The sequence below is a fragment of the Filimonas effusa genome (assembly GCF_004118675.1).
Lineage (GTDB): Bacteria > Bacteroidota > Bacteroidia > Chitinophagales > Chitinophagaceae > Filimonas > Filimonas effusa.
Genome location: NZ_SDHZ01000002.1, coordinates 23,559 through 46,628, shown reverse-complemented (window position 1 = coordinate 46,628; position 23,070 = coordinate 23,559). Strand labels below are relative to the sequence as shown.

General features: G+C 46.9%; 14 protein-coding genes. 7 read left to right on the top strand and 7 right to left on the bottom strand.

The genetic code is table 11. The features are described 5' to 3' along the window. Positions 1-194 precede the first annotated feature (194 nt). The 5 genes from ESB13_RS11640 (at position 195) to ESB13_RS11625 (ending at position 8,153) form a co-directional block, all read left to right on the top strand. Positions 195-2,726 (top strand): PIG-L family deacetylase, encoded by a 2,532-nt coding sequence (locus ESB13_RS11640; RefSeq protein WP_246022518.1) that lies wholly within the window; start codon positions 195-197, stop codon positions 2,724-2,726. Then, positions 2,727-2,888, top strand: coding sequence for a hypothetical protein (locus tag ESB13_RS23785; protein WP_164974182.1), 162 nt, complete (start codon positions 2,727-2,729; stop codon positions 2,886-2,888). A gap of 250 nt (positions 2,889-3,138) precedes the next feature. After that, complete coding sequence (locus ESB13_RS11635; RefSeq protein WP_129003456.1) at positions 3,139-4,881, top strand: sodium:solute symporter; 1,743 nt, start codon at positions 3,139-3,141, stop codon at positions 4,879-4,881. A 49-nt stretch (positions 4,882-4,930) separates the two neighbouring features. After that, positions 4,931-5,611 carry a DUF4397 domain-containing protein gene (locus tag ESB13_RS11630; RefSeq protein WP_129003454.1) on the top strand — a complete coding sequence of 227 codons (681 nt, stop codon included), beginning with the start codon at positions 4,931-4,933 and terminating at the stop codon, positions 5,609-5,611. A gap of 196 nt (positions 5,612-5,807) precedes the next feature. Then, entirely contained in the window at positions 5,808-8,153 is a 2,346-nt protein-coding gene (locus tag ESB13_RS11625; protein WP_129003453.1) for a TonB-dependent receptor, read from the top strand. A 172-nt stretch (positions 8,154-8,325) separates the two neighbouring features. Here ESB13_RS11625 and amyA read toward each other — a convergent pair whose 3' ends face one another. After that, complete coding sequence (amyA, locus tag ESB13_RS11620; protein WP_129003450.1) at positions 8,326-9,810, bottom strand: alpha-amylase; 1,485 nt, start codon at positions 9,808-9,810, stop codon at positions 8,326-8,328. 405 nt (positions 9,811-10,215) lie between these two features. On the opposite strand from amyA, the gene rpoB reads away from it, so the two are divergent. Next, the gene (gene rpoB, locus ESB13_RS11615) at positions 10,216-14,019 is read left to right on the top strand and encodes a DNA-directed RNA polymerase subunit beta (protein ID WP_129003448.1); all 3,804 of its coding nucleotides are present in this window, start codon (positions 10,216-10,218) and stop codon (positions 14,017-14,019) included. A gap of 274 nt (positions 14,020-14,293) precedes the next feature. Then, a complete protein-coding gene (locus ESB13_RS11610) occupies positions 14,294-15,418 on the top strand; it encodes a lactonase family protein (protein ID WP_164974181.1) in 1,125 nt (374 codons plus the stop codon). Positions 15,419-15,567: 149 nt separating this feature from the next. Here the strand turns inward: ESB13_RS11610 and ESB13_RS11605 are convergent, their stop codons facing one another. From ESB13_RS11605 to ilvA, 6 genes are all read right to left on the bottom strand, one after another. Then, a complete protein-coding gene (locus ESB13_RS11605; RefSeq protein ID WP_129003444.1) occupies positions 15,568-15,846 on the bottom strand; it encodes a hypothetical protein in 279 nt (92 codons plus the stop codon). Beyond that, positions 15,843-16,064 (bottom strand): YdeI/OmpD-associated family protein, encoded by a 222-nt coding sequence (locus ESB13_RS11600; RefSeq protein WP_129003442.1) that lies wholly within the window; start codon positions 16,062-16,064, stop codon positions 15,843-15,845. The genes ESB13_RS11605 and ESB13_RS11600 overlap by 4 nt, the downstream gene beginning before the upstream one ends. 227 nt (positions 16,065-16,291) lie before the next feature. Further along, the gene (gene thrC, locus ESB13_RS11595; protein WP_129003440.1) at positions 16,292-17,626 is read right to left on the bottom strand and encodes a threonine synthase; all 1,335 of its coding nucleotides are present in this window, start codon (positions 17,624-17,626) and stop codon (positions 16,292-16,294) included. Positions 17,627-17,734: 108 nt separating this feature from the next. Beyond that, positions 17,735-18,661: a homoserine kinase gene (locus ESB13_RS11590; protein ID WP_129003439.1), complete on the bottom strand. Its 927-nt coding sequence runs from the start codon at positions 18,659-18,661 to the stop codon at positions 17,735-17,737. 128 nt (positions 18,662-18,789) lie between these two features. Continuing rightward, complete coding sequence (thrA, locus tag ESB13_RS11585) at positions 18,790-21,231, bottom strand: bifunctional aspartate kinase/homoserine dehydrogenase I (protein WP_129003437.1); 2,442 nt, start codon at positions 21,229-21,231, stop codon at positions 18,790-18,792. 471 nt (positions 21,232-21,702) lie between these two features. Further along, positions 21,703-22,956 carry a threonine ammonia-lyase gene (ilvA, locus tag ESB13_RS11580; protein ID WP_129003435.1) on the bottom strand — a complete coding sequence of 418 codons (1,254 nt, stop codon included), beginning with the start codon at positions 22,954-22,956 and terminating at the stop codon, positions 21,703-21,705. Between the last annotated feature and the right edge of the window lie 114 nt (positions 22,957-23,070).

The following is a 23,070-nucleotide window of genomic DNA, read 5'->3' as shown; positions in this document are numbered from 1 at the left end:
CAGTTCTTTCCGCTATTTAGTGCTAAAATGCTATTTGAAGTTGTAAATCAATTGATTATTGTTGATTCGGTTCAAAATTAAAATCAATGAAAATTAATTAATTGTCGCTGTTTCGTGAGTAGGGAACAGGCAAGTCGCATTGGTTTAGAGGTTGCAACTTATCTTCGTTCTTTATTCAACCTCTATAGCGACAAATGAGCAAGAAAATGGGTATGACCAATATTCGGGTGGTATTTCTTTTTTTATTGGCCTTGGTTTCCCTGCGTATGCGGGCTCAGGGGCCGCAATCACAAACCAGCGCGGAAATTTATCGTAATCTTCAGAAACTGAACGTGTTGGGGACGGTGCTATATGTAGCGGCCCATCCCGATGATGAGAATACACGATTACTGGCTTATCTGGCCAGGGAAGCGCAATTTACTACCGGGTATCTTAGTCTTACCCGGGGCGATGGCGGCCAAAACCTGATTGGAGATGAACAAGGGGTGGAACTGGGGCTGATACGCACACAGGAGTTGCTGGCCGCCCGTCGTATCGATGGGGCGGAGCAGTTTTTTAGCAGGGCCTATGATTTTGGGTTTTCGAAAAGTTCTGAAGAGGCATTGCGGATCTGGGATCATGATGCGGTATTGAGCGATGTGGTATGGACTATTCGCCGTTACCAGCCTGATGTGATCATTACCCGGTTTCCCGGAGATGCGAGGGCGGGACATGGGCATCATGCGGCCAGTGCGATCCTGGCGAATGAAGCTTTTGTTGCAGCAGCAGATCCTAACCGCTTTCCGGAGCATTTTAAGGATGGTTTACAGCCCTGGAAGGCCAGGCGGATACTTTGGAACACGTTCAATTTTGGTGGCAATAATACGATCACTGACGACCAGTTTCATATAGAGGTGGGTGATTTCAACCGGCTGCTGGGGAAAGGTTATGGTGAAATAGCAAGCGATAGCCGTAGTCAGCATAAGAGCCAGGGCTTTGGCGTAGCGAAAACGCGCGGCCGTTCTATGGAGTATTTTCTGACGACGGGAGGCGATGCTCCGCACAACCGGTTGATGGATGGCATTGTAACGGGATGGAATAGAGTTGACGGTGGTAATGCTATTCAGCCGCTGGTTGATAGGCTGCTGAAGGATTTTAATTTCGAGCATCCGGAAAACAGTCTTGATCAATTGACTGGCTTGTATAAGAAAATTCAGGCGCTTCCGGAAAATAGCGTTTATAAAACCAGGAAGTTGAAGGAAGTGGCTGAATTGATCGCTCAGTGTGCCGGTCTTTTTGCCGAGGCATCAACTGATGCGGCATATGCTATAAAGGGACAGCCTTTCCGTGTGAACTATTTCATCAACAGCAGGTCCAGTAACGATATTAAACTGGAGGCCGTTTCACTTGGTAATGTTTTTGACTCAACTATCGGGAAGCAGCTTCCTATGAATGTAAACTGGGAGATGGCCTATACCGGCAGGATTTCATTGGAGGCGCCGGTTAGTCAGCCCTACTGGTTACAGCGGCCTATGGAAATGGGGAGTTTTCGGTTAGAGAAACAGTCCGACATAGCAGTGCCGGAGAACAGGCCTGCTTTTACAGCAGGTTTCCGTATTAATGTTAAGGGGCTGGAGCTGTTGGTGGAGCGTCCTGTCATGTATCGCTTTACCGATCCTGTAAAAGGTGAGATCTATGAGCCTGTGACGGTGGCGCCGCCGTTGGTGATTTCATTAACGCCTTCTATGGTGCTCACCAATATAACGCCTGCCCTGGCGCAGGAGCCAGTGGTTGATCTGCAATACAAATCTTATTTCAACTATCCACGGGTGCCTGTGAAAGTGCAGTTATTCCAGGGAAATGTTGTTATTTATTCCAGAGATACCTTGATGGATCTCGAAAAGGAGAAGGCGTATAATGTACGGATGCCTTTGTCTGCTATTGTGAAAAAAGATGCCAAAGCTGATGTACGTGCTGTGGTGACGCTGACGCTTGATGGCAAAGCTTATGCTTATAAGGATTTCCTGCGCTCTATCAACTATGACCATATTCCGGGGATCAATTATTTCCTGGAAGATCATCTTTCTGTTATTGCGACCCCGGTTAATACCGGCGGGAAAAAGCGTGTGGGCTATATTGTTGGAGCCGGTGATAAGGTTCCCCAGGCATTAACACAGATGGGATACGATGTAACTATTTTACATGAAGCAGATATTACTCCTGTCAATCTTTCCCGCTTTGATGCTGTTATTGCAGGGGTGAGGGCATATAATATTCATGAGTTCCTTGAAACGAAATACCCTGTTCTCATGCAGTATGTACAGAATGGCGGGAACTATATTGTACAGTATAATACGCATGCTAAGCTGAAAGCACGTATGGCGCCTTACCCGCTTGCTATTATTAATAAAAGGATTACGGATGAACGTGCAGCGGTAGAGATACTGATGCCTTCACATGCTGTCTTTAATACACCTAATAAGATCACTGCTGCCGATTTTGACGGATGGATCCAGGAACGCAGCATTTACCAGGCGGAAACAACCGATTCACATTACCAGTTGTTGCTGGGAATGTCGGATAAAGGAGAAGCGCAAAGCAAAGGCAGCCTGGTGATCACGCCATATGGTAAAGGTAATTTTGTGTATACCGGTCTTGTGTTCTTTAGAGAACTGCCTGCCGGTGTGCCGGGGGCTTTTCGTTTGATGGCCAACCTGGTGGCATTGCCTCAAAATAAAAGCAATTAAATGGAGCGTAAAAGTGCGGATAAGCGGAGAAAGGTAAGCATTGGGTTGCTGGTGGTTATTGGTATTGTGATAGGGCTTGCTATCCGGAATGTGCGTATAGGACTTGTGATAGGTTTGGGGCTTGGACTGCTGGCGGGAAGTTTGGCAGGTGGCAGGAGATGATGAACTTTAACAAATGAATTACCTGCATTGTGGTCAGGTAGTGATGATAATACAGGAATTTTAGGCAGTGAACTAACGAACTGCCGTTATATACGCCGGCTGGGAGAATACAGATAAGCTGAACGAGTAACAATATGAATAACGAGCGCGAAGTGCCTGGGTTCAAGAAATGGCGGCGCTGGTACTGGTCATTGATACTGGTGCTGGCGGCCGAGATCCTGTTCTTTGTGTGGCTCACTAATCATTTTTCATGAGTAGCATCGACTGGATAGTGCTGGTGGTAACCTTGGCAGGTATCATTTTATATGGTCTCTATAAAAGCCGTACAGAAAAGAACCTCGAAGGTTATTTCCTGAGTAACAGAAGTATGCCCTGGTATCTTGTGCTGCTTAGTATTATGGGTACGCAGGCGAGCGCTGTAACTTTCCTTTCAGCCCCCGGTCAGGCGTTCACCGACGGGATGCGTTTTGTTCAATACTATTTCGGGTTGCCACTGGCGATGATCGTGCTTTGTATCACGTTTGTTCCCGCTTTTAGCAAGCTCAGGGTGTTTACGGCCTATGAGTTCCTGGAACAACGTTTTGACGGGCGTACCAGGTTGTTTACGGCTGCGCTTTTTTTATTGTCGCGTGGCTTATCAACGGGCATCAGTATTTACGCGCCTTCCATTATTCTTTCTTCGTTACTGGGCTGGAATATTTACTGGACCAATATTATCATGGGTGGAATGCTCATTATTTATACGGTGAGCGGCGGCGCAAAGGCGGTGGCGTATACACAGCAGTTGCAGCTGGTTATTATTTTCCTGGGGATGTTTCTCGCGGGATATCTCGTGGTGTACCATCTGCCGGCAGGTGTTGGTTTTGCCGATGCGCTGAAGGTGGGAGGGGTAGCCGGTAAAATGAATATTATTACTTCCGGTGTTAATTCCGGTGGCGGTTTTGATTGGAAGGATAAATACAATATTGTAAGCGGTTTGATTGGTGGTTTCTTTCTGGCGCTGTCTTATTTTGGTACGGATCAAAGCCAGGTAGGCAGATACCTGACTGCTAAAAATGACAGAGAGAGTAAGCTGGGATTGCTGATGAACGGCCTGGTTAAGGTGCCGATGCAGTTCCTGATATTGCTGATCGGTGTATTGTTGTTTGCATTCTACCAATTTCATCCGCAGCCTATTTTCTTTAATGATGCCGTTAGTGAACAGGTGTACAATACACCTTATGGAGATTCGTTGAAACAGGTGCAGGCAGCTTATAATAAGGTGACGTTACAACAGCAGCAGCAAGTACAGGACTATCTCACTGCCGACCACGATAATAACGCTGCGGTTAAACAAGAGAAGGCAACCCAACTGCAGGCCAGCCAGCAAGAGGCAGATGCGTTGAAGCGTCAGTACAAAGGATACCTGCAGCAGGCGGATGCTTCCATAGACGTGAATGATACGAACTATATTTTCCTGAAGTTTGTGGTGGATTATTTACCACGTGGACTGGTGGGCTTGCTTATCGCCATTATTTTTCTTGCGGCATGGGGTTCTATTGCTGCTGCGTTGAATTCACTGGCGTCATGTACTATGATTGATTTCTATTGCAGGGTTACCAATAAAGAATTCAAGTCGTGTGAGAAGGGGGAAGGCTTACAACAATATCGTGCCTCGCGCTGGATTACCGCAGGATGGGGTGTTTTTTGCATAGCTGTTGCCGGTTTTGCCAATAGAATGGGGAGTCTTATTGAAGCGGTGAACATATTAGGGTCTTTGTTTTATGGTGTAATGCTGGGGATCTTCCTGGTTGCTTTTTACCTGAAATGGATCAAAGGAAAGGCAGTGTTTATTGCTGCGGTTCTTGCACAGGTTGCGGTTATTGTATTGTTTATTCTTGATAGCTACAATATTACAGGTATTGGTTTTCTTTGGTTTAATCTTATTGGTGCTGTGCTGGTAATTGGATTAGCGATATTGTTCCAAAAGCTTAAGCCTGCGCTAGTTAGCTAACTGGCATGGTTTGTGATTTTTCCTGGTGAAACTTTAAATTAGTAACACTATGAAAAAACATTTGTTTCTCGCTTTGTCTGTAGCCACCACATTCGGTTTTGTTTCCTGTAGTAAAGATGACGATGATGTTATCGACACCGAAGCATCAGTAAGGGTGGTACACACGATTCCCAATGCAGGCTCCGTTAATTTCTTCATCGATGGCACGCAACGTAACTCTTCAGCTTTCGGGTTTGGTGAAAGCACAGGTTATTTTGCTATAGATAAAGGAAAAAGAACGGCAGAATTTAAGTCGGCAACTGGTAATAATACCCTGCTCACTACGCCGGTGGATTTCGGCAGTGGTAATTATACCTTATTTGCAACAGGTTTGCCAGGCGACAATACACTTGCTGCCGTAGTGGTAGCCGACGACCTGCAGACTCCTGCTGCCGGCAAGGTTCGTGTAAGAGTGGCACATATGTCTCCCGACGCGCCTTCTGTAAATGTGCTGGTGAACGACAGCCTGCTGCTGAGTAATGCTGCCTACAAAAGTGTATCGGGCTTTGTGGAGATTCCTGCCCGTACATACACTGTTAAGCTGAATAATTCCGCCAATGGACAAAATGCTTATACCCGTGAAAATGTTACCCTGGAAGCGGGTAAAAACTATACGCTTACAGCCCAGGGGCTTACAAGTGGTGCAGGCGCTATTACTGCTCCGTTATCAGTAAGCGCGGTGGCTTATTAAAAAGTAAAACCACCGAGCTGTTGTTGCAGCGGAACTTATTTGTGAGTTGGTTTAAAAGGTGTCTCTATTTATGAGACGCCTTTTTTTATTTGTTCCGGTGTTGTTATAATTTTCGCATTGCGTAAATTATTTTTCCTGCTTTTGAAAGGGTTGCAGACGTGAGACGCTGAATTTTGCGCAAATTTTCCATCCTAGTATGAAGTCATTGACCTACCTGCTACTACTTGTAGTACCCTTGTTTACATTGGGCAAAGCTGTTGACCCGGAGTCCGGAACTATTAAAGGACAAGTTACCACCAGCGACAACAAGCCCGCTTCGTTTGTACACATTATATTAAAAGGAGCCCGTAAAAGTGTGATGACAGAGGAGAACGGCTCTTTTATTTTATCCAAAGTAGCGCCGGGGACTTACGAACTGGAAGTGTTAATGGTGGGATATGAAACATTACGCCAGCAGGTTATTGTTGAACAGGACAAGGTTACTGCCATTGCCTTGCAATTGACATTATCGAACACCCAACTGGAAGAAGTAACCGTAACCAATGCCAGGAACAAATTTGCGGATAAGACCAGCGAGCAGGTAGCAAGGATGCCTTTGCGTAATATGGAGAATCCACAGGTGTATAACGTGGTAGATCGCCAACTGATAAATGAACAGATGGCAGTAGAACGTACAGAGCTTTTTCGTAACATACCAGGCGCAGTACCTAACTTTTCCGCCGGTGGTTCACAGGGTTTTAGTATGCGTGGTTTCTCTACTACTATTGGTATGCGTAATGGCATGGCTACAAGCGCTATTGTTCCATTGAACCCTGTTATTCTTGAACGTGTGGAAGCCATTAAAGGCCCTGCGGGCACATTGTTCGGAAGTAACCGGAATGTTACTTTCGGCGGCGTTTACAATTATGTTACCAAGAAACCGTTTGCTGATTTTGGGGCAGAATTAAGCGTAACAGCGGGAAGTTATGAGTTCAGCAGGCTTACAGCCGATATCAACACGCCGCTGAATGCCTCCAAAACATTACTGATGCGTGTAAATGCAGGGCTGCAGTCCGAAGGCTCTTTCCAGGATCAGGGCTTTGCGAAGAATTATACATTTGCACCGAGCTTTACCTACCTGGCTGGTGATCGCCTGAAGTTTACCGTGGATGCAGAGTTTACAAGAGGTAACTATACGACTACTGCTTTTGCGCTGGGGTCTTTAAGTAATATTACCGCCCGCAGTTTTAAAGAGCTGCCATTGGATTACAAATCGTCAATGATCAATAACAGCATCGATATCAGTAACGGTATCAACAATATCCAGTTACAGGCAGAATATAAACTCTCGGACCAGTGGAAATCACAGACCAACTACCTTTATTCGAATGGCTTTTATAAACATTTATACTGGACTACCATTACCATGCTCACCGATTCTACATTTGCACGTTCGGTAAGAAATCAAACGCCCGAAACGTTTGGTAATACGGAGTTTCAGCAGAATTTTATAGGCGATTTTCATATTGGTTCGCTGCGTAACAGGATAGTGATTGGTTTTGATTACAATTATAATTATAACGAACTGTACCGCGCTACTGTTAGTTACGATACCGTGAACCTGAAGAAGGCGCAGAATGGTATAAATACCGACAGGATCAATGCCCTTTCGTCGCAAAGAGGTTTTAGCGTTACCGCTACCAAGGCTGTGAATGCAAGCGCATACATTTCGGATGCTATTAATATTACCCCTTCACTGATTGCGATGGCAAGCGTGCGTATCGACAGATACAACACCGACGGAACCTTTACACAAAGTACGGGCGCTTATACAGGGGCTTATAAACAAACCTCTGTATCACCTAAGTTTGGCCTGGTATACCAGTTGATGCAGAATAAGCTGTCGCTATTTGGTAATTACATGAACGGATTTGTGAACCTCGGACCCGTAACGCAGCCGGATAATTCTATACTCGTGCTGAAGCCGCAGTATGGCAACCAGTGGGAGGGCGGCGTAAAATTCGCCCTGTTGGGTAATAAGGTAAACGGTGGTGTAAGCTACTATAACATAGATATTACCAACTCAACACGTACCGAAACCATCAATGGTAAAAACTTTACTTTACAGGACGGTACGCAACGAAGCAGGGGCGTGGAAGTAGAACTTATTTCGAACCCCGTGGCTGGTTTGAATATTGTAGCGGGATACGCTTATAATAAGAACGATTATACCAAAGCATCTGCTGCTTTGCAGGGTAAAAAAGTTGTTTTTAGCCCGAATAACACTGCCAATGTTTGGTTGAGCTATGTGTTTACCAGGGGAAGGGTAAAAGGATTTGGATTTGGTGCCGGCGGAAATTATGTAGGTGATTCCTGGTTTGAAGCTACCAATACTTTTAAAGTACCTTCCTATACACTGGTGAATGCAACTTTATTTTTTGACCAGAGAACCTACAGGATATCATTAAAAGGGAACAACCTTACCGGGCAGAAGTACTGGAATAACAATGGTACGCCACAAAAGCCCTTTAATTTCCTGGCAAGTCTGGCGTTTAAATTTTGATACATGGTTGGCTGTCGTAGCCACCTTCATTGATTCCTGACAGCGCAATAGGGCTGACCTTATCCTTAAGATCAGCCCTATTACTGTTCTAAAGGGCTTTACGAGCCGTTTAGAAGCCGTTTATAAGCCGGCAAAGTTTTATCCGGAAGCGGCTTAATGTCTTGTCGCTTTATCAGGATTGTTTTTGAACCCAAACACTAACGGAGCCTGCCTTTACATGAAAGCGGGCTTTGCCGCTATCGTCGATAGTGATTTCGTCCTGGCAATTACCGAGATAATCAACATATACCCAACCCTTTTTATCTTCTCCCAGCTCAAGATCCTTAAAGCCGTCGTCGCCGTTCGACAATATGGTAATACAGCCGCCGTGTTCTTCATCGCCGTGGCGGATCCAGGCGATGCAATTATTGTGATCGAAAATGTCGGTCTGGTCGCCGTAAGCGAAGAGCTGACGGGCTTTAAGAAGTTCGTCTATTTTGCTTGTTTTAGGCATCTGGATGTCGTATTCATTGCCATCGCGTCCTTTGTCGCGGTATTCTACGCCGAACAGATCGGGGTAGAATACACAGGGATAGCCATCTTTGCGCATAAGAATAATGGCGTAAGCCAGTGGTTTGAACCAGGGTTCTACCGGGGCTTCCAGCGATTGCAGGGGTTGTGTGTCGTGATTGGCGACGATGGTAACTGCAAACTCCGGCTTGGTGCCTACGAGCGTATCACTTAAAATGCTTGCCAGGTCAAAGTCCCTGCCCTGTTTGGAGGCTGTATGAAAACGATGTTGTAATACCGAATCAAAGAGTTGCGTGCGCCCACCTGTGGCGTCGATATAGCTATGTAACATGCCCACATCGTCGGTACTCCAGCATTCGGCTACTGAAAACAGTTCGCTCTGGAAGCAATTTCTTCCATGATCCAGCCATTCATTGAAGAACGATGGGGTGATATGTTTAACGGCATCGAGGCGTACGCCGTCGAAAGGGATGGCATCGTGATACCAGCAAAACCAATATTTGAGTTCTTCCCTTACGGCGGGGTTGCGGAATTCTACATCTGCGTGCATGAGGTAATCGAAGTTGCCGAATTCATCGGTGATGACATCGTTCCAATCGGTTCCGTATTCGTTGACGATCTTGAAGATGCCGCTTTCGTCGAGGTCGGCAGCATAGTCGACGCCGGAGAAACAGTTGAAATCCCAAATGAAAGAAGAATGTTTTCCGGCACGTCCGGGGAAGGTGAATTTGGTATAGGCTTCAATATCGAAGGGTTCGCTTTGCGTTTCGTTACGGTTGTCGGGGTTCACTCTCAGGACCTTGATCTTTTCCCTTTCGTCGGCGCCGCCTTTGTGATTGACAACGATATCGACATAAACTCTTAGACCCGCTGCTCTGGCGGCGGCTACGGCGTCGTGGTATTCCTGACGGCTTCCGTATTTGGTGTTGACGGAGCCTTTCTGGTCGAATTCGCCGAGATCGAACAGGTCGTAGGTGTCGTAGCCAATCGATTTGTCGCCATGGATGCCCTTATATGCGGGTGGCAGCCATACGGCGGTAAAGCCGTTGGATTTCAGGTAATCGAGATCTGATACAAGTTTTTTCCACAAAGAGCCATCTGCAGGGTAGTACCAGTGGAAATACTGGAGAAGGGTTCCGTTTATCATAGTTTCAGGTATATGCTGTTTTCAAGTAGATGCGGTTTGGGGTACATTACTTTTTATACAGTTTGTTGCTAATGCGTTTTTGTTTTGCTATTGTAATTCTTTACGACGTTAATAACAGGGAAAGATGTGCCAGATTGCATTTGCGAGGGGACGAGGGGCTAAATGCGACAGGTGCAGAAAAAAAAGAAGGAAATGGGAATTAAAATCCCCAGGTGAAAGCATTGCTGGTATAAAATTTGTTTTTAAATTCCGTTTCAAATCCTTAATTTTGCCATCCTTAATTTTGGGCTTATTAACAGCTAGGGTTACGTGAATGGCCATTTACCATGTAACCAACTGATAATCAGTATTAGAGGGCGTAGCTCTCCCCATCATTTAACATAGCAAAACCGGTTAATTACAGATATGTCATCAACTAAAGTTCAAAACAGGGTCAGCTTCGGTAAAGCCAAACACCTAGCTGAAACTCCTGATCTGCTAGACATTCAGTTAGAATCTTTCCGTGAATTTTTCCAGTTAGAGACTACGCCTGACAAGCGTAACGTAGAGGGGCTGTTCCGTGTGTTTAAAGAAAACTTTCCTATCACCGACACCCGTAACATCTTTGTACTGGAGTTTCTGGATTATTTTATTGATCCACCCCGTTACACTATTGAAGAGTGTATGGAGCGTGGTCTGACTTATGCCGTTCCCCTGAAAGCCAAATTGCGTTTAAGTTGTAATGATGAGGAGCACGTAGATTTCCAGACTATTGTTCAGGATGTATTCTTAGGCAATATTCCTTATATGACCCCACGCGGTACCTTTGTTATCAATGGTGCTGAACGTGTGGTTGTTTCGCAGTTACACCGTTCACCCGGTGTATTCTTCGGACAGTCTGTTCACCCGAACGGAACTAAAATTTACTCTGCAAGGGTTATTCCTTTCAAAGGAGCCTGGATGGAGTTTGCGACCGATATCAACAACGTAATGTATGCGTATATCGACCGTAAGAAGAAATTCCCTGTAACTACGCTGTTGCGTTCTATTGGTTTCGAAACTGATAAAGATATCCTGGAACTGTTTGGTATGGCTACCGAGGTTTCTGCCGATAAAAAATCACTTCAGAAACACCTGGGCAAGAAACTCGCTGCACGTGTGCTGCGTACCTGGGTTGAAGATTTCGTTGACGAAGATACCGGTGAAGTGGTGTCTATCGAGCGTAACGAGATCGTTATGGAGCGTGATACCATCCTTGACGAAGAAGCTGTTGATACAATAGCCGACCTGGATGTGAAGAGCGTATTTATTCAACGTGAAGACGTTGGTGGTGATTATGCCATCATCTACAATACTTTAAACAAAGATACTTCAAACAGTGAACTGGAAGCGGTTCAGCATATCTACCGCCAGCTGCGTGGTGCTGATGCCCCTGATAATGAAACTGCACGTGGTATCATCGACAAACTGTTCTTCAGCGACAAACGTTATGATCTGGGTGAGGTAGGTCGTTATAAGATCAACCGCAAACTGAATGTAACGCAGAAACTGGAAAACAAGGTTCTTACGAAAGAAGACATTATCGAGATCATCAAATACCTGGTTCGTTTGACCAATGGTAAGGCTGAGATCGACGATATCGATCACCTGAGCAACCGTCGTGTTCGTACCGTAGGAGAGCAGTTATATGCTCAGTTCGGTGTTGGTTTAGCGCGTATGGCGCGTACCATCCGCGAACGTATGAACGTGCGTGATAACGAGGTGTTCACGCCTGTTGACCTGATCAACGCGCGTACATTGTCTTCTGTTATCAACTCTTTCTTTGGTACTTCGCAGTTATCACAATTCCTTGACCAGACCAACCCTCTGAGTGAGATCACGCACAAGCGTCGTATCTCCGCACTTGGACCCGGCGGTTTGAGCAGGGAGCGTGCCGGTTTTGAGGTGCGTGACGTACACTATAGCCACTATGGCCGTTTGTGTACCATCGAAACTCCTGAAGGACCGAACATTGGTCTGATCTCTACGCTTTGCGTGCATGCGAAGATCAATGACATGGGCTTTATTGAAACTCCTTACCATAAAGTTGCCGACGGTAAAGTAGAGTTGAACTCTATGCGTTTCCTGAGTGCAGAAGAGGAAGATACCGCCAAGATCGCCCAGAGCAATGTTGAGCTGGATGAGAAAGGTGGTTTCGTAGACGAAAGGGTTGTAAGCCGTCAGACCGGTGACTTCCCGATCCTCGAAAAATCTGAAGTGGAATACATGGACGTTGCGCCTAACCAGATCGTTGGTTTGAGTGCTTCCCTGATTCCGTTCCTTGAGCATGATGACGCCAACCGTGCGCTGATGGGATCGAACATGCAACGTCAGGCTGTACCATTGATCCTGCCGCAGTCACCTATCGTAGGTACCGGCCTGGAAGGTAAAGCAGCGCGTGACGCCAGGATCCAGATCCACGCAGAAGGCAACGGTGTTGTTGAATTCGTTGATGCGAAAGAGATCCATGTTCGTTACGACAGAAATGATAGCGACCGTTTGGTTAGCTTCGAAGACGACCTGGTGATCTACCGTTTAACCAAGTTCATCAAAACCAACCAATCTACTAACATCAACCTGCGTCCTGCCGTTAAGAAGGGCCAGCAGGTGGTTAAAGGCGATTTCCTTACCGAAGGTTATGCTACCAAAGATGGTGAGCTGGCTTTAGGACGTAACCTGCAAGTGGCGTTCATGCCATGGAAAGGGTACAACTTCGAGGATGCCATCGTAATCAACGAGAAGGTAGTTCGTGAAGACCTCTTTACTTCTATCCATATTGAAGAGTATGAGCTGGAAGTTCGTGATACCAAACTGGGTGAAGAAGAACTGACTCCGGATATTCCTAACGTTTCTGAAGAAGCAACCAAAGACCTGGACGAATACGGTATCATCCGTATCGGCGCCCATGTAAGGGAAGGAGATATCCTGATCGGTAAGATCACTCCTAAAGGTGAAAGCGATCCTACTCCTGAAGAGAAACTGTTACGTGCGATCTTCGGTGACAAAGCCGGTGATGCGAAAGATGCTTCTCTGAAAGCGCCTAACGGTACTGAGGGTGTAGTAATCGACAAGAAGCTGTTCCAGCGCGCGAAGAAAGACAAGAATGCAAAAGTTCGTGAAAAAGCCCAGCTTGAGAAAGTTGAAAAAGTTCACGAGAAGAATACAGAAGACCTGAAAGAACTGTTGCTCAACAAGCTGCAAACGCTGCTGAAAGACAAAACTTCTACAGGTGTATCCAACAACTTCGGCGAAATGCTGATTGGTAAGAGCGCTAAGTTCAATGTTAAGAACCTGAGCTCTATCGATTACCAAAACGTTAACCCGCTGGGTTGGACCGGTGATGCTGCTACCGATGACCAGATCAACATCCTGTTACACAACTATAACATCAAATTCAACGAAGAATTAGGCCGTTATAAGCGCGAGAAATTCAACATCTCTATTGGTGATGAATTGCCTGCAGGTGTACTGAAGCTGGCTAAGGTTTACCTGGCTGTTAAGCGTAAGCTGAAAGTGGGTGATAAAATGGCGGGTCGTCACGGTAACAAAGGTATCGTTGCGAAGATCGTACGTGCTGAAGACATGCCGTTCCTGGAAGATGGTACTCCTGTTGATATTGTGCTGAACCCACTTGGTGTACCTTCGAGGATGAACCTGGGTCAGATCTACGAAACCATCCTGGGATGGTGCGGTAAGCAACTGGGTGTGAAATTCGCTACGCCTATCTTTGACGGTGCTTCACCTGCTGAGATCGAGCAATATTGCGCTGACGCTGGTATCCCCAAGATGGGTCACACGTACCTGTACGATGGTGAAACCGGTGATCGTTTCCACCAGAAAGCAACCGTTGGTGTGATCTACATGATCAAACTGCACCACATGGTTGACGATAAGATGCACGCACGTTCTATCGGACCTTACAGCTTGATTACGCAGCAGCCGCTGGGTGGTAAGGCACAGTTTGGTGGTCAGCGTTTTGGTGAGATGGAGGTTTGGGCACTTGAAGCATACGGTGCTGCCAACATCCTGCAGGAACTGTTAACCATCAAGTCCGATGATATCATCGGCCGTGCTAAAACTTACGAAGCGATCGTGAAAGGTGATAATATCCCGAGAGCGGGTATTCCTGAATCTTTCAACGTATTGGTTCACGAGTTGAGAGGCTTAGGTCTGGATCTGAAATTCGAATAGGCGATAAGCTGATTTCAAGATAGAAAGAGAGGGCGTATCATATGATGCGCCCTCTCTTTTTGTAATGGACTCATCTAAGCAATGAACAAAATGCTTTTTAGCACTTCTACAGAAATACAAGCCAGGTGGTGTATAGTATGAACGCGCGTTTTGTCTTTGTCGGGATATAAGTGATTCCGGGAGCTTGTTTTATTTATATCGTCTTTTTTTAACGTTATGGGCAAAGCAATGCGCTTTGAGTTGCTTAAATTGCATGGAACCTAATTCGTTCCATATGCGCAAAATATTATTGTTTGCCGGCTCCTTTCTGCTTGCTGCAGCCGGTTTTTGTCAGAATCCTATCCAGTATTTATTTATAGGCACTAATTCGGATGCAAAAGAAGGAGGTATTCATATCTACCGCTTTAATCCCAATAAGGGGGAAGCTACTTTCATCAGCAAGGTGGAAACGGGGTATGCCACTTATATGGCTGTTTCGCAGGATAAGAAGTATGTGTATGCTGTAAACGAGTTGCCGGGTGGCAATGATGGTGAGGTGAGCGCTTTTGCCCTGGATAAAACCAAAGGGGCACTGAGCCTGATCAATAAGCAGACTACGGGCGGCCCTTCTCCTTGTTATGTATCTGTTGATTCTACGGGCAAAAACGTGGTTGTCGCAAATTATGCCGGTGGAAATATCGTTTTGTATAAAACGGGCCAGGACGGGGCCTTACAGCCTGTTTTGCAGACATTGGGACATGAGGGGTATGGCGTTAATGTAACCCGCCAGGAAATGCCGCATCCGCATAGCGTGGTTTTCTCTCCTGATCAGCAGTTCCTGTTTTCAGCTGATCTGGGAAATGACCGGGTGTATAAGTATAAGTTCAATGCGAATGATGCAGCAACGCCACTCACTGACGGTGATCCGCAGTATTATACTGTAGAAGATGGTTCCGGTCCGCGTCATATTGTGTTTAGTCCTAACAGGCAGTTTGCCTATGTGATCAATGAGTTATCGGGTAAGATCATTGCTTACCAGTATAACAACGGTCAGCTTACCGAGGTACAAACGATAGAGGCTACTAAAACCGGTGATAAGAATGATATGGGGGCCGCCGATATTCATATTACGCCTGATGGTAAATTCCTGTATGCTTCGAATCGTGGTAAGGCCAATGATATCGCTATTTTCAAAACCAGCTCCGATGGTAAGTTACTGGAGGTAGGGCATCAGAAAGTGGGAGAGCATCCGAGGAATTTTATGATAGATCCTACAGGGCGTTTCCTGCTGGTGGCTAACCGGGACAGCAATAACATCCAGATCTTTGTTATTAACAGGAACTATGGATTGCTGGAGGCCAGCGGTACTACTATTTCTGTTAATAAGCCGATGTTTCTGATGATGACGCCGATTAAATAAAAAGCAGTTAGCGGACTTCGATAAAATTCCGGAGCCTGTATTCGAGAGGATACAGGCTCTTTTGTTTATATGATTTGAGCGTTTGCTCTGCTGTCACAAAACGGACTGCGAGGTAGGAGCCGCTATAAATCAGGCTGTTTTTGGAGGCGTTATAGATCGTGAAGATGGCTTATTGCTTTTGGGTTTTCGCGAAGAGGCCGATGATGAGGGAACCTATTGTACCTACGACTGGCTGGTGTCGTTTTTCGTTCTTTTCGTATCCACACACCAGCTATTAAAGAGGCGGCAGCTACGATGCTGAGGTAAAGGTCGAGCCTGATCTGGCGGTAAAGCACAAACAGGTTGACCGACTCAAACAAAACTATTGCAGATCCTGCCAATAAGCCGAATCTTATAATCAAGCCATAGGGGATGCTGATGTTCCTCATGTCTTTAGTGTTTTCTGGCCGTTTTGCAGCATGATGAGTGCTTTTGCAGCTCTGGATTTACGGGTATCTTCTTGTTTGGCTGATCCTACCCAGTCGCAATAGCCTTGTTTGTAGGATTTTGCAAGACTTTCAAAAAAGGTTTTTGCTTTTTCATCAGTGGCCAGTAAAACATCTAGTTCCGCAGGAACACCTTCGATATGTACACCTTTGGGTAACATGGTGAATTTTTATACAAAGTAACGAATTGACGGGAGAAACGGGTATTGCAAAACAGGTAATTGTGGAGGATTGAATGCGCGATAACAGGACTAAGGATGAAGGCAGGCAATGGGATGACTGTAATTAAAAAGCTTGTATCCAATTGTGTGCTTCAAAGTTTTGTTTTTTGGATGCACTGTGGTTGAATACAAGCTTTTACTATTATCTGACAGCTGTTATCTTTTTTCTATTTTCTGCTCATCAGCCAGTCTTTCAGGTCGTTGAAAGAGGCGGACATTTTGATGCTTTGTTTTTCTTTATCGAAAAGGTGTTTAACGTTATCGGGGACAGGAACGGCCTGGCCGGTGGCTTTTTCTACTGCTTCGGGGAATTTCACCGGGTGAGCGGTTTCGAGGAAGATGCCTTTGGGGTTATGGATCACCGGTTCATAATCGGTTCTTATGACGCCGAAGTCTTTTACGTATTCGCAGAGGGCGTGATAGGCTACGGCGCCATGCGGGTCGAGGATATAGCCATCGGCTTCATATACGTCTTTGATGGTGTTCAGTGTTGTTTCGTCATCGACGCTGTAAGCGCTAACGGCTTTGCTTACGGCGGGAAACTGGTTGCCGAAGAGTTCCAGTACGCGGATGAAATTACTGGGGTTACCTACGTCCATTGCATTGGAGAGTGTGGCTACCGCCTGTTTGGGCTGATAGTTTCCCCCGCTGGTGAAGTAGGAAGGGATAACGTCGTTGGCATTACAGGCGGCTACGAAGTGTTGTACGGGCAGACCTGATATATGAGCCAGGATGCCTGCACAGATATTGCCGAAGTTGCCGCTGGGGACTGATATTACCGGCGGCGTTGTTTCCTGCCATTGCTGGAAGGCGAAGAAGTAATAAAGTTGCTGGGGCAGCCAGCGGGCCACGTTAATAGAGTTGGCTGAGGTGAGGCTGATCTTTTCGTTGAGCGCTGCATCGGCAAAGGCTTGTTTTACCATGGCCTGGCAGTCGTCGAAGCTGCCATCTACTTCGAGGGCGGTGATGTTTTGTCCGCAGGTAGTGAGCTGCAGCTCTTGTACGGGGCTTACTTTGCCGGAAGGGTAGAGGATGACTACGTCTACGCCTTCTACGCCGAGGAAGCCGTTGGCTACGGCGCCGCCGGTATCGCCGGAGGTAGCAACCAATACGGTGACATGGTTGTTGCTGTTACGGTTGAAATAACCCAGGCAACGGCTCATGAAGCGGGCGCCTACGTCTTTGAATGCGAGGGTAGGGCCATGGAACAGTTCGAGTGAAAAGTTGGTGGCGTTTACCTGTACCAGGGGAAATTCGAAGTCGACTGTTTCTTTTACGATCTTTTGTAAAACATCGTCGGGGAGGCTGCCGGCCACGTAGGGTTTCATAACGAGGAAACCGATCTCTTCTTTGCTGTACTGGCGGATATCCTGTATGAAGTTGGCAGGGAGTTGCGGTATATGTTCCGGGAAGTATAATCCTTTGTCGGGCGCTTGTCCTTTTACAGCGGCTTCTGCGAAGCTGACTGTTGGTGACTGGCGATTGAGGCTATAGTAGTTCATATGATTGATTAAGCGTTGCGAACTGTTTTTGCTGGGTGGCCTTTGTTGCAATGGTTGGTTATGGTTTACCGGTATGCAAGTGTTTATTTTAATGGTTTGCTGATGCAATTATCCTTCCAGAATTTTCACTCCTTCTGTGTTGATGGTAGTAAGGTAAGTGTGGAAGTCTATTCCCAGATCGGTATAGATCTTTTTCATGGCATCTTCTACTTTTCCGGCTGTAGCTTTTTCTTTGCTGAGCATGAAAATAGAGGGGCCGGAGCCGGAGATACCACCGCCCAATGCTCCTGCCTGTTTACAAGCGGCTTTGAGGTCATCGAAACCGGGGATGAGAATGCTGCGGACGGGTTCTATCAGGTGGTCTTCGAGGGAGCGGCCTATAAGGTCGTAGTCGTTTTTAAGGAAACCTGCTACCAGTCCTGCTATGTTACCCCATTGTTTGATGGCATCTTTCAGCTGGATCTGTTGTTTGAGGATGGCCCTGGCGTCGGCTGTTTTCACTTCTATCTGCGGATGGATCACTGTTACGTAGAGTGGCGGTGATGATAGCGGGACAATATCGAGCGGGAAGATGGAGCGTATGAGTGTTACGCCGCCGAAGATACAGGGGGTGATATTGTCGGCATGTTTTACGCCACTGGCTACTTTTTCGCCGAACATGGCAAACTGCACGAGTTCCTCTTTTGAGAACCTGTTGCCGAGCAGGTGATTGGCTGCGACCACGGCACCTGCTGCGCTGGCGGCGCTGGAACCTACGCCGCTGCCGGGTTTTATTCTTTTATGAATTATTACTGAGAATCCGATGGGTTCATCGAGTTCTTTCAGCATTTCGAGCAGCGGGGCGCCGGCTGTATTTAAGGCGGGGTCTTCAGGTAAGGGGTAGCCGTCGGCGCTTTTAACGATGATCTTTTTCTCCTGTAGGAGTTCTACTTCCATGATGTCGTAGGGATCATGAAGGCAGAGACCCAGTATATCGAAACCGCAAACCAGGTTGGCGACGGTGGCTGGTGCTGCGATCTTTACTTTTTTTTGCATGGTTGAAGTTAGTGAATAGATGGTAGAATGACAGATGACGGATGGCAGATGGTAGATGACTGCTTTGTAAAGAACTCTCAGCTTTTTTTGATGATTGAGTGGTTATACTACCATCTGCCATTCTATTCCTATACCCTTGCGGCTCTTATAATATCGGCGAACACACCGGAGGCGGTAACATCGGCGCCGGCGCCGGCACCTTTTACTACCAGGGGTTGTTCGGGATAACGCTGGGTATAGAATAATACGATGTTGTCTTTGCCGTATAAGTGGTAAAAGTCGGATGCGGGTGGAATGTGTTGCAGTCCTACAGCGGCTTTCCCGTTTTCGTAGCTGGCAACGAATTTGAGTTTACATCCTTTTGCTGCTGCGGCGTCGTACAGGGCTTTGAAATGTGGTTCCTGTTTTTCCATTTCCTGGTAGAAGTCTTCCACGGAGCCTTCGAAGCAGGATGCGGGCAGGAAGTAGGTATTGGAGATATCTTCCATTTCGAGTTGTTCGCCGGCTTCACGGGCCAGGATCATGATCTTGCGCATGACGTCGGTTCCGCCGAGGTCGAGACGGGGATCGGGTTCGGTATACCCTTCGGCCTGGGCCTGACGCACTACCTGTGAGAAGGAGCGGGTACCATCGTAATTGTTGAATACAAAGTTTAAAGTGCCTGATAATACCGCCTGTATTTTATTGATCTGGTCACCGCTGCGCATCAGGTCGTTCAGGGTGCCTATCACGGGCAGACCTGCGCCTACGTTGGTTTCGAAGAGGAATAATGCGTTGTATTCGCGGGATAGCGATTTCAACTGCTGATAGTATTGATAGGGTGAGGAGCAGGCAATTTTATTACATGCCACTACCGAGATGCTTTTTGCCAATAACTGATCGTAGATGCCGGCGACATCAGCATTAGCGGTTACATCGACAAAGACGGTGTTGGGAAGGTTTTTAGAAACAATGGTATTCACGAAATGGCTGATGTCCATTTTCTCGCCTTGTTCCAGTTCTTCTTTCCAGTTGCCGATGCTGATACCATCTTCTTTCACCACCATTTTACGGCTGTTGGCGAGGCCTGCCAGCCTGATGTTCAGTTTCAAGTGCTGTTGCAGGTATTTCTGCTGGTGTGCCAACTGGTCGATGAGTTTACCGCCCACGTTGCCTACGCCTATGATGCAAACGTTGAGTTGTTTGTATTCGAATTCAAAGAAGGCTTCGTGTAATACGTTTACGGCTTTTTTTACATCGCTGAGTGAGATCACAGCAGAGATGTTACGTTCGGAAGAGCCTTGTGCGATGGCGCGTACGTTGATACCGTTGCGGCCCAGTACGCCGAACATTTTGCCGCTGATGCCGGGGTGGCTTTTCATTTGATCGCCCACGACGGCTATGATAGAGAGGTCGAGTTCTACTTTGAGCGGGTCGACCTTTCCTGATTTGATCTCTGCTTCGAAAGTGAGATCTACTGCGTGTCTTGCTTTTTCTACGTCAACGGCATTGATGGCCACGCAGATGGCGTGTTCGGAAGAACTTTGTGTGATGAGTATGACGTTGATCTGTTCTTCGGCCAGGGCTTCGAAGAGGCGTTTGGAGAAGCCGGGGATACCCACCATACCACTGCCTTCGAGGCTGAGCAGGGCAACGTTGTTCATGCTGGAGATACCTCTTATGATCTCACCTTCTACACTTGGTGTATTTTGGATAAGGGTGCCGTATTCATCCGGGGCAAAGGTGTTCTTTACCCATACCGGGATCTGTTTTGCCATTACGGGCTGGATGGTAGGCGGGTAAATGACTTTGGCGCCGAAGTGTGATAATTCCATTGCCTCCTGGTAGGAGATGTTGGCGATGTTTTTAGCGCTGTTGACCCAACGTGGATCGGCAGTCATCATACCGGTAACATCGGTCCATATTTCGAGGGCTTCGGCGTCGAGGGCCGCTGCGAAGATGGCTGCGGTATAATCGGAACCGCCACGGCCGAGAGTAGTTGTTTGTCCTTCTTTATTGCCGGCTACGAAGCCGGGGGCTATAAAGAGAGGAGAGGTGGATTGCAGCACCTGTTCTCTTATCAGTTGGTTGGTTGCGGCGAAGTCTACTATGGCATTGCCAAAGTGCGAATTGGTGCGGATGAGCTGACGGGAGTCGAGCCATTCACCGGATTGATTGGAGGCAGTATAGTAATCGGCAAGGATATGAGAGGAAAGGAGTTCTCCGAAGCTTACTATTCTATCCCTGGTGCGGCGTGACAGTTCGTTGAGGCGGAAGAGGCCTTCGCAGAGTTCTTCGAGTTCGTTGAACTGTTGTTTTATTTTGCTGAGGCAGCTGCTTTGTTGTGTAACGGGGAGCAGTGCTTTGGCTGTTTCGAGGTGACGTTTTTCGAGTTCTGTGAGAATCGTTTTATACGTTTCGTCTTTGGCGGCGGCGAGGGAAGCTGCTTTCAGCAGTTGGTCCGTTACTCCACCCAGGGCAGAGATCACTACAATGATTTTAGACTGGGAGTGTTGTTGTAAGATCTGGACAACCTTTTTGATATTTTCAGCATTGGCAACTGAGGTGCCGCCGAATTTCAGAACGCGCATAAAATTAGATTAGAATTTTTTTGATAGAATAATAACATAGAGCTATGAATAGTGTTGGCTTTTACCAAGAACAGCGGATTCGCCCGGGGGATAATATGGAAATGTACAACCCTTAACGGGTTGTAATAATAATGATAATCGTAGACGTAGCAGCTACGAGCGTTGTGGAAGAGATAATATGAAGAAACCTTGCTATCATTATTAAACCGAAGATAATCAATGCTTTTTTTATAACAATCGTTAGTGTTGAATATTATTTTTCCTGTAGTTCCCTGGTGATTATGGAAAGCAGCGCTTGTTCGTTATTATTTTGATATCGAAAAAGCGCTGCTACTTTTAATTAGGTGCGGCCTGCGAGATTTACTGCAAGCTCAATTTGTGGGACACTGTCCCATAAATCTTCTTCAGCAAAGCCGGGCACTAAGAATTGGTGGATAGCGTAGTGGTATTTATCCTTGCCTATTTATGGCTTTATACCAGGTAGCCGAACAGTTTGTCGTCTTTGTTGAGTTCGGTGTAGTCGATACGGTATTCCTGCATTTTGAGGAGGAGTTGTTCGTAGTCGTTTTTTTGTTGCAGTTCAATACCTACCAGGGCGGGGCCTGATTCTTTATTGGTTTTCTGCATGTATTCGAAGCGGGTGATATCGTCTTTGGGGCCGAGTACGAGGTTGAGGAATTCCCTGAGGGCGCCGGGGCGTTGTGCGAAGCGGATCAGGAAGTAGTGTTTGAGGCCTTCGTACTGGAGGGAGCGTTCTTTTATTTCGGGCATCCTGTCGATGTCGTTGTTGCTGCCGCTTACGACGCATACGACGGTTTTGCCTTTAATTTCTTTGGCGTAGTCTTCGAGGCCTGCAATGGATAGTGCGCCTGCGGGTTCGGCTACGATGGCATTTTCGTTATAGAGTTTGAGGATGGTGGAGCATACACGTCCTTCGGGAACGAGGTGCATGTCGTGCAGCACCTCTTTACAGATGCGGAAGGTGAGGTCGCCAACGCGTTTAACGGCGGCGCCGTCGACAAAGCGGTCGATGTTATCGAGTGTAACGGGGTGGCCTGCTTTGAGGGCTTCGGTCATGGATGGAGCGCCTTCGGGTTCGAGGCCAATGACTTTTGTTTTGGGTGAATAGGCTTTGAGGTAGGAGCCTACGCCGGCGCATAATCCGCCGCCGCCGATGGGTACGAATACATAATCGAGGTTGGCTAATTCGTCGAGGATCTCTACGGCTACTGTTGCCTGGCCTTCAATGATGCGGGCATCGTCGAAAGGAGGGATGAATGTCATGTTATGCTGCTGTGTGTATTCACGGGCAGCGATGGCGCAGTCGTCGAATGTATCACCAACGAGTTTTATTTCGATCATGTCTTCGCCGAACATGCGGGTTTGAGTCACCTTTTGTTTGGGGGTAATAATGGGCATGAACACAACACCTTTGACGTTAAGTTGTTTACAGGAGAATGCGAATCCCTGTGCATGGTTACCTGCGCTGGCGCATACTACGCCGCGGTTGCGCTGGTCTTCGTTCAGGGTTACCATCATATTATAGGCGCCACGTAATTTATAGGAGCGTACTACCTGGAGGTCTTCTCTTTTGAGGAATACGTTGCAGTCGTATTTCCTGGAGAGACTCTGGCTGTAGGCGAGGGGTGTTCTGGTAACTACTTTCTTCAGTCGTTCTGCGGCTGCGCTATAATCAAGTTCGGGCAAAGTGGCTGTTGTGCTCATTGGAATAAGATTTTATCGGGAAGTTGTACCGGTCTGTAGAAGCTGGAACGGTGGTAGCAGCGCTATTGGATTTATGATACGGCCCGAAGCTAAGTAACAGAGGCTGTACCGGTT

What these genes read in the sequence shown, in the direction of transcription:
- rpoB (WP_129003448.1), top strand. Translation starts at nt 10,216, where the DNA reads ATGTCATCAACTAAAGTTCAAAACAGGGTCAGCTTCGGTAAAGCCAAA.
- ESB13_RS11610 (WP_164974181.1), top strand. Translation starts at nt 14,294, where the DNA reads ATGCGCAAAATATTATTGTTTGCCGGCTCCTTTCTGCTTGCTGCAGCC.
- ESB13_RS11630 (WP_129003454.1), top strand. Translation starts at nt 4,931, where the DNA reads ATGAAAAAACATTTGTTTCTCGCTTTGTCTGTAGCCACCACATTCGGT.
- ESB13_RS11635 (WP_129003456.1), top strand. Translation starts at nt 3,139, where the DNA reads ATGAGTAGCATCGACTGGATAGTGCTGGTGGTAACCTTGGCAGGTATC.
- amyA (WP_129003450.1), bottom strand. Translation starts at nt 9,810, where the DNA reads ATGATAAACGGAACCCTTCTCCAGTATTTCCACTGGTACTACCCTGCA.
- ESB13_RS11590 (WP_129003439.1), bottom strand. Translation starts at nt 18,661, where the DNA reads ATGCAAAAAAAAGTAAAGATCGCAGCACCAGCCACCGTCGCCAACCTG.
- ESB13_RS11625 (WP_129003453.1), top strand. Translation starts at nt 5,808, where the DNA reads ATGAAGTCATTGACCTACCTGCTACTACTTGTAGTACCCTTGTTTACA.
- ESB13_RS11640 (WP_246022518.1), top strand. Translation starts at nt 195, where the DNA reads ATGAGCAAGAAAATGGGTATGACCAATATTCGGGTGGTATTTCTTTTT.
- ilvA (WP_129003435.1), bottom strand. Translation starts at nt 22,956, where the DNA reads ATGAGCACAACAGCCACTTTGCCCGAACTTGATTATAGCGCAGCCGCA.
- ESB13_RS11605 (WP_129003444.1), bottom strand. Translation starts at nt 15,846, where the DNA reads ATGAGGAACATCAGCATCCCCTATGGCTTGATTATAAGATTCGGCTTA.
- ESB13_RS23785 (WP_164974182.1), top strand. Translation starts at nt 2,727, where the DNA reads ATGGAGCGTAAAAGTGCGGATAAGCGGAGAAAGGTAAGCATTGGGTTG.
- thrA (WP_129003437.1), bottom strand. Translation starts at nt 21,231, where the DNA reads ATGCGCGTTCTGAAATTCGGCGGCACCTCAGTTGCCAATGCTGAAAAT.
- thrC (WP_129003440.1), bottom strand. Translation starts at nt 17,626, where the DNA reads ATGAACTACTATAGCCTCAATCGCCAGTCACCAACAGTCAGCTTCGCA.
- ESB13_RS11600 (WP_129003442.1), bottom strand. Translation starts at nt 16,064, where the DNA reads ATGTTACCCAAAGGTGTACATATCGAAGGTGTTCCTGCGGAACTAGAT.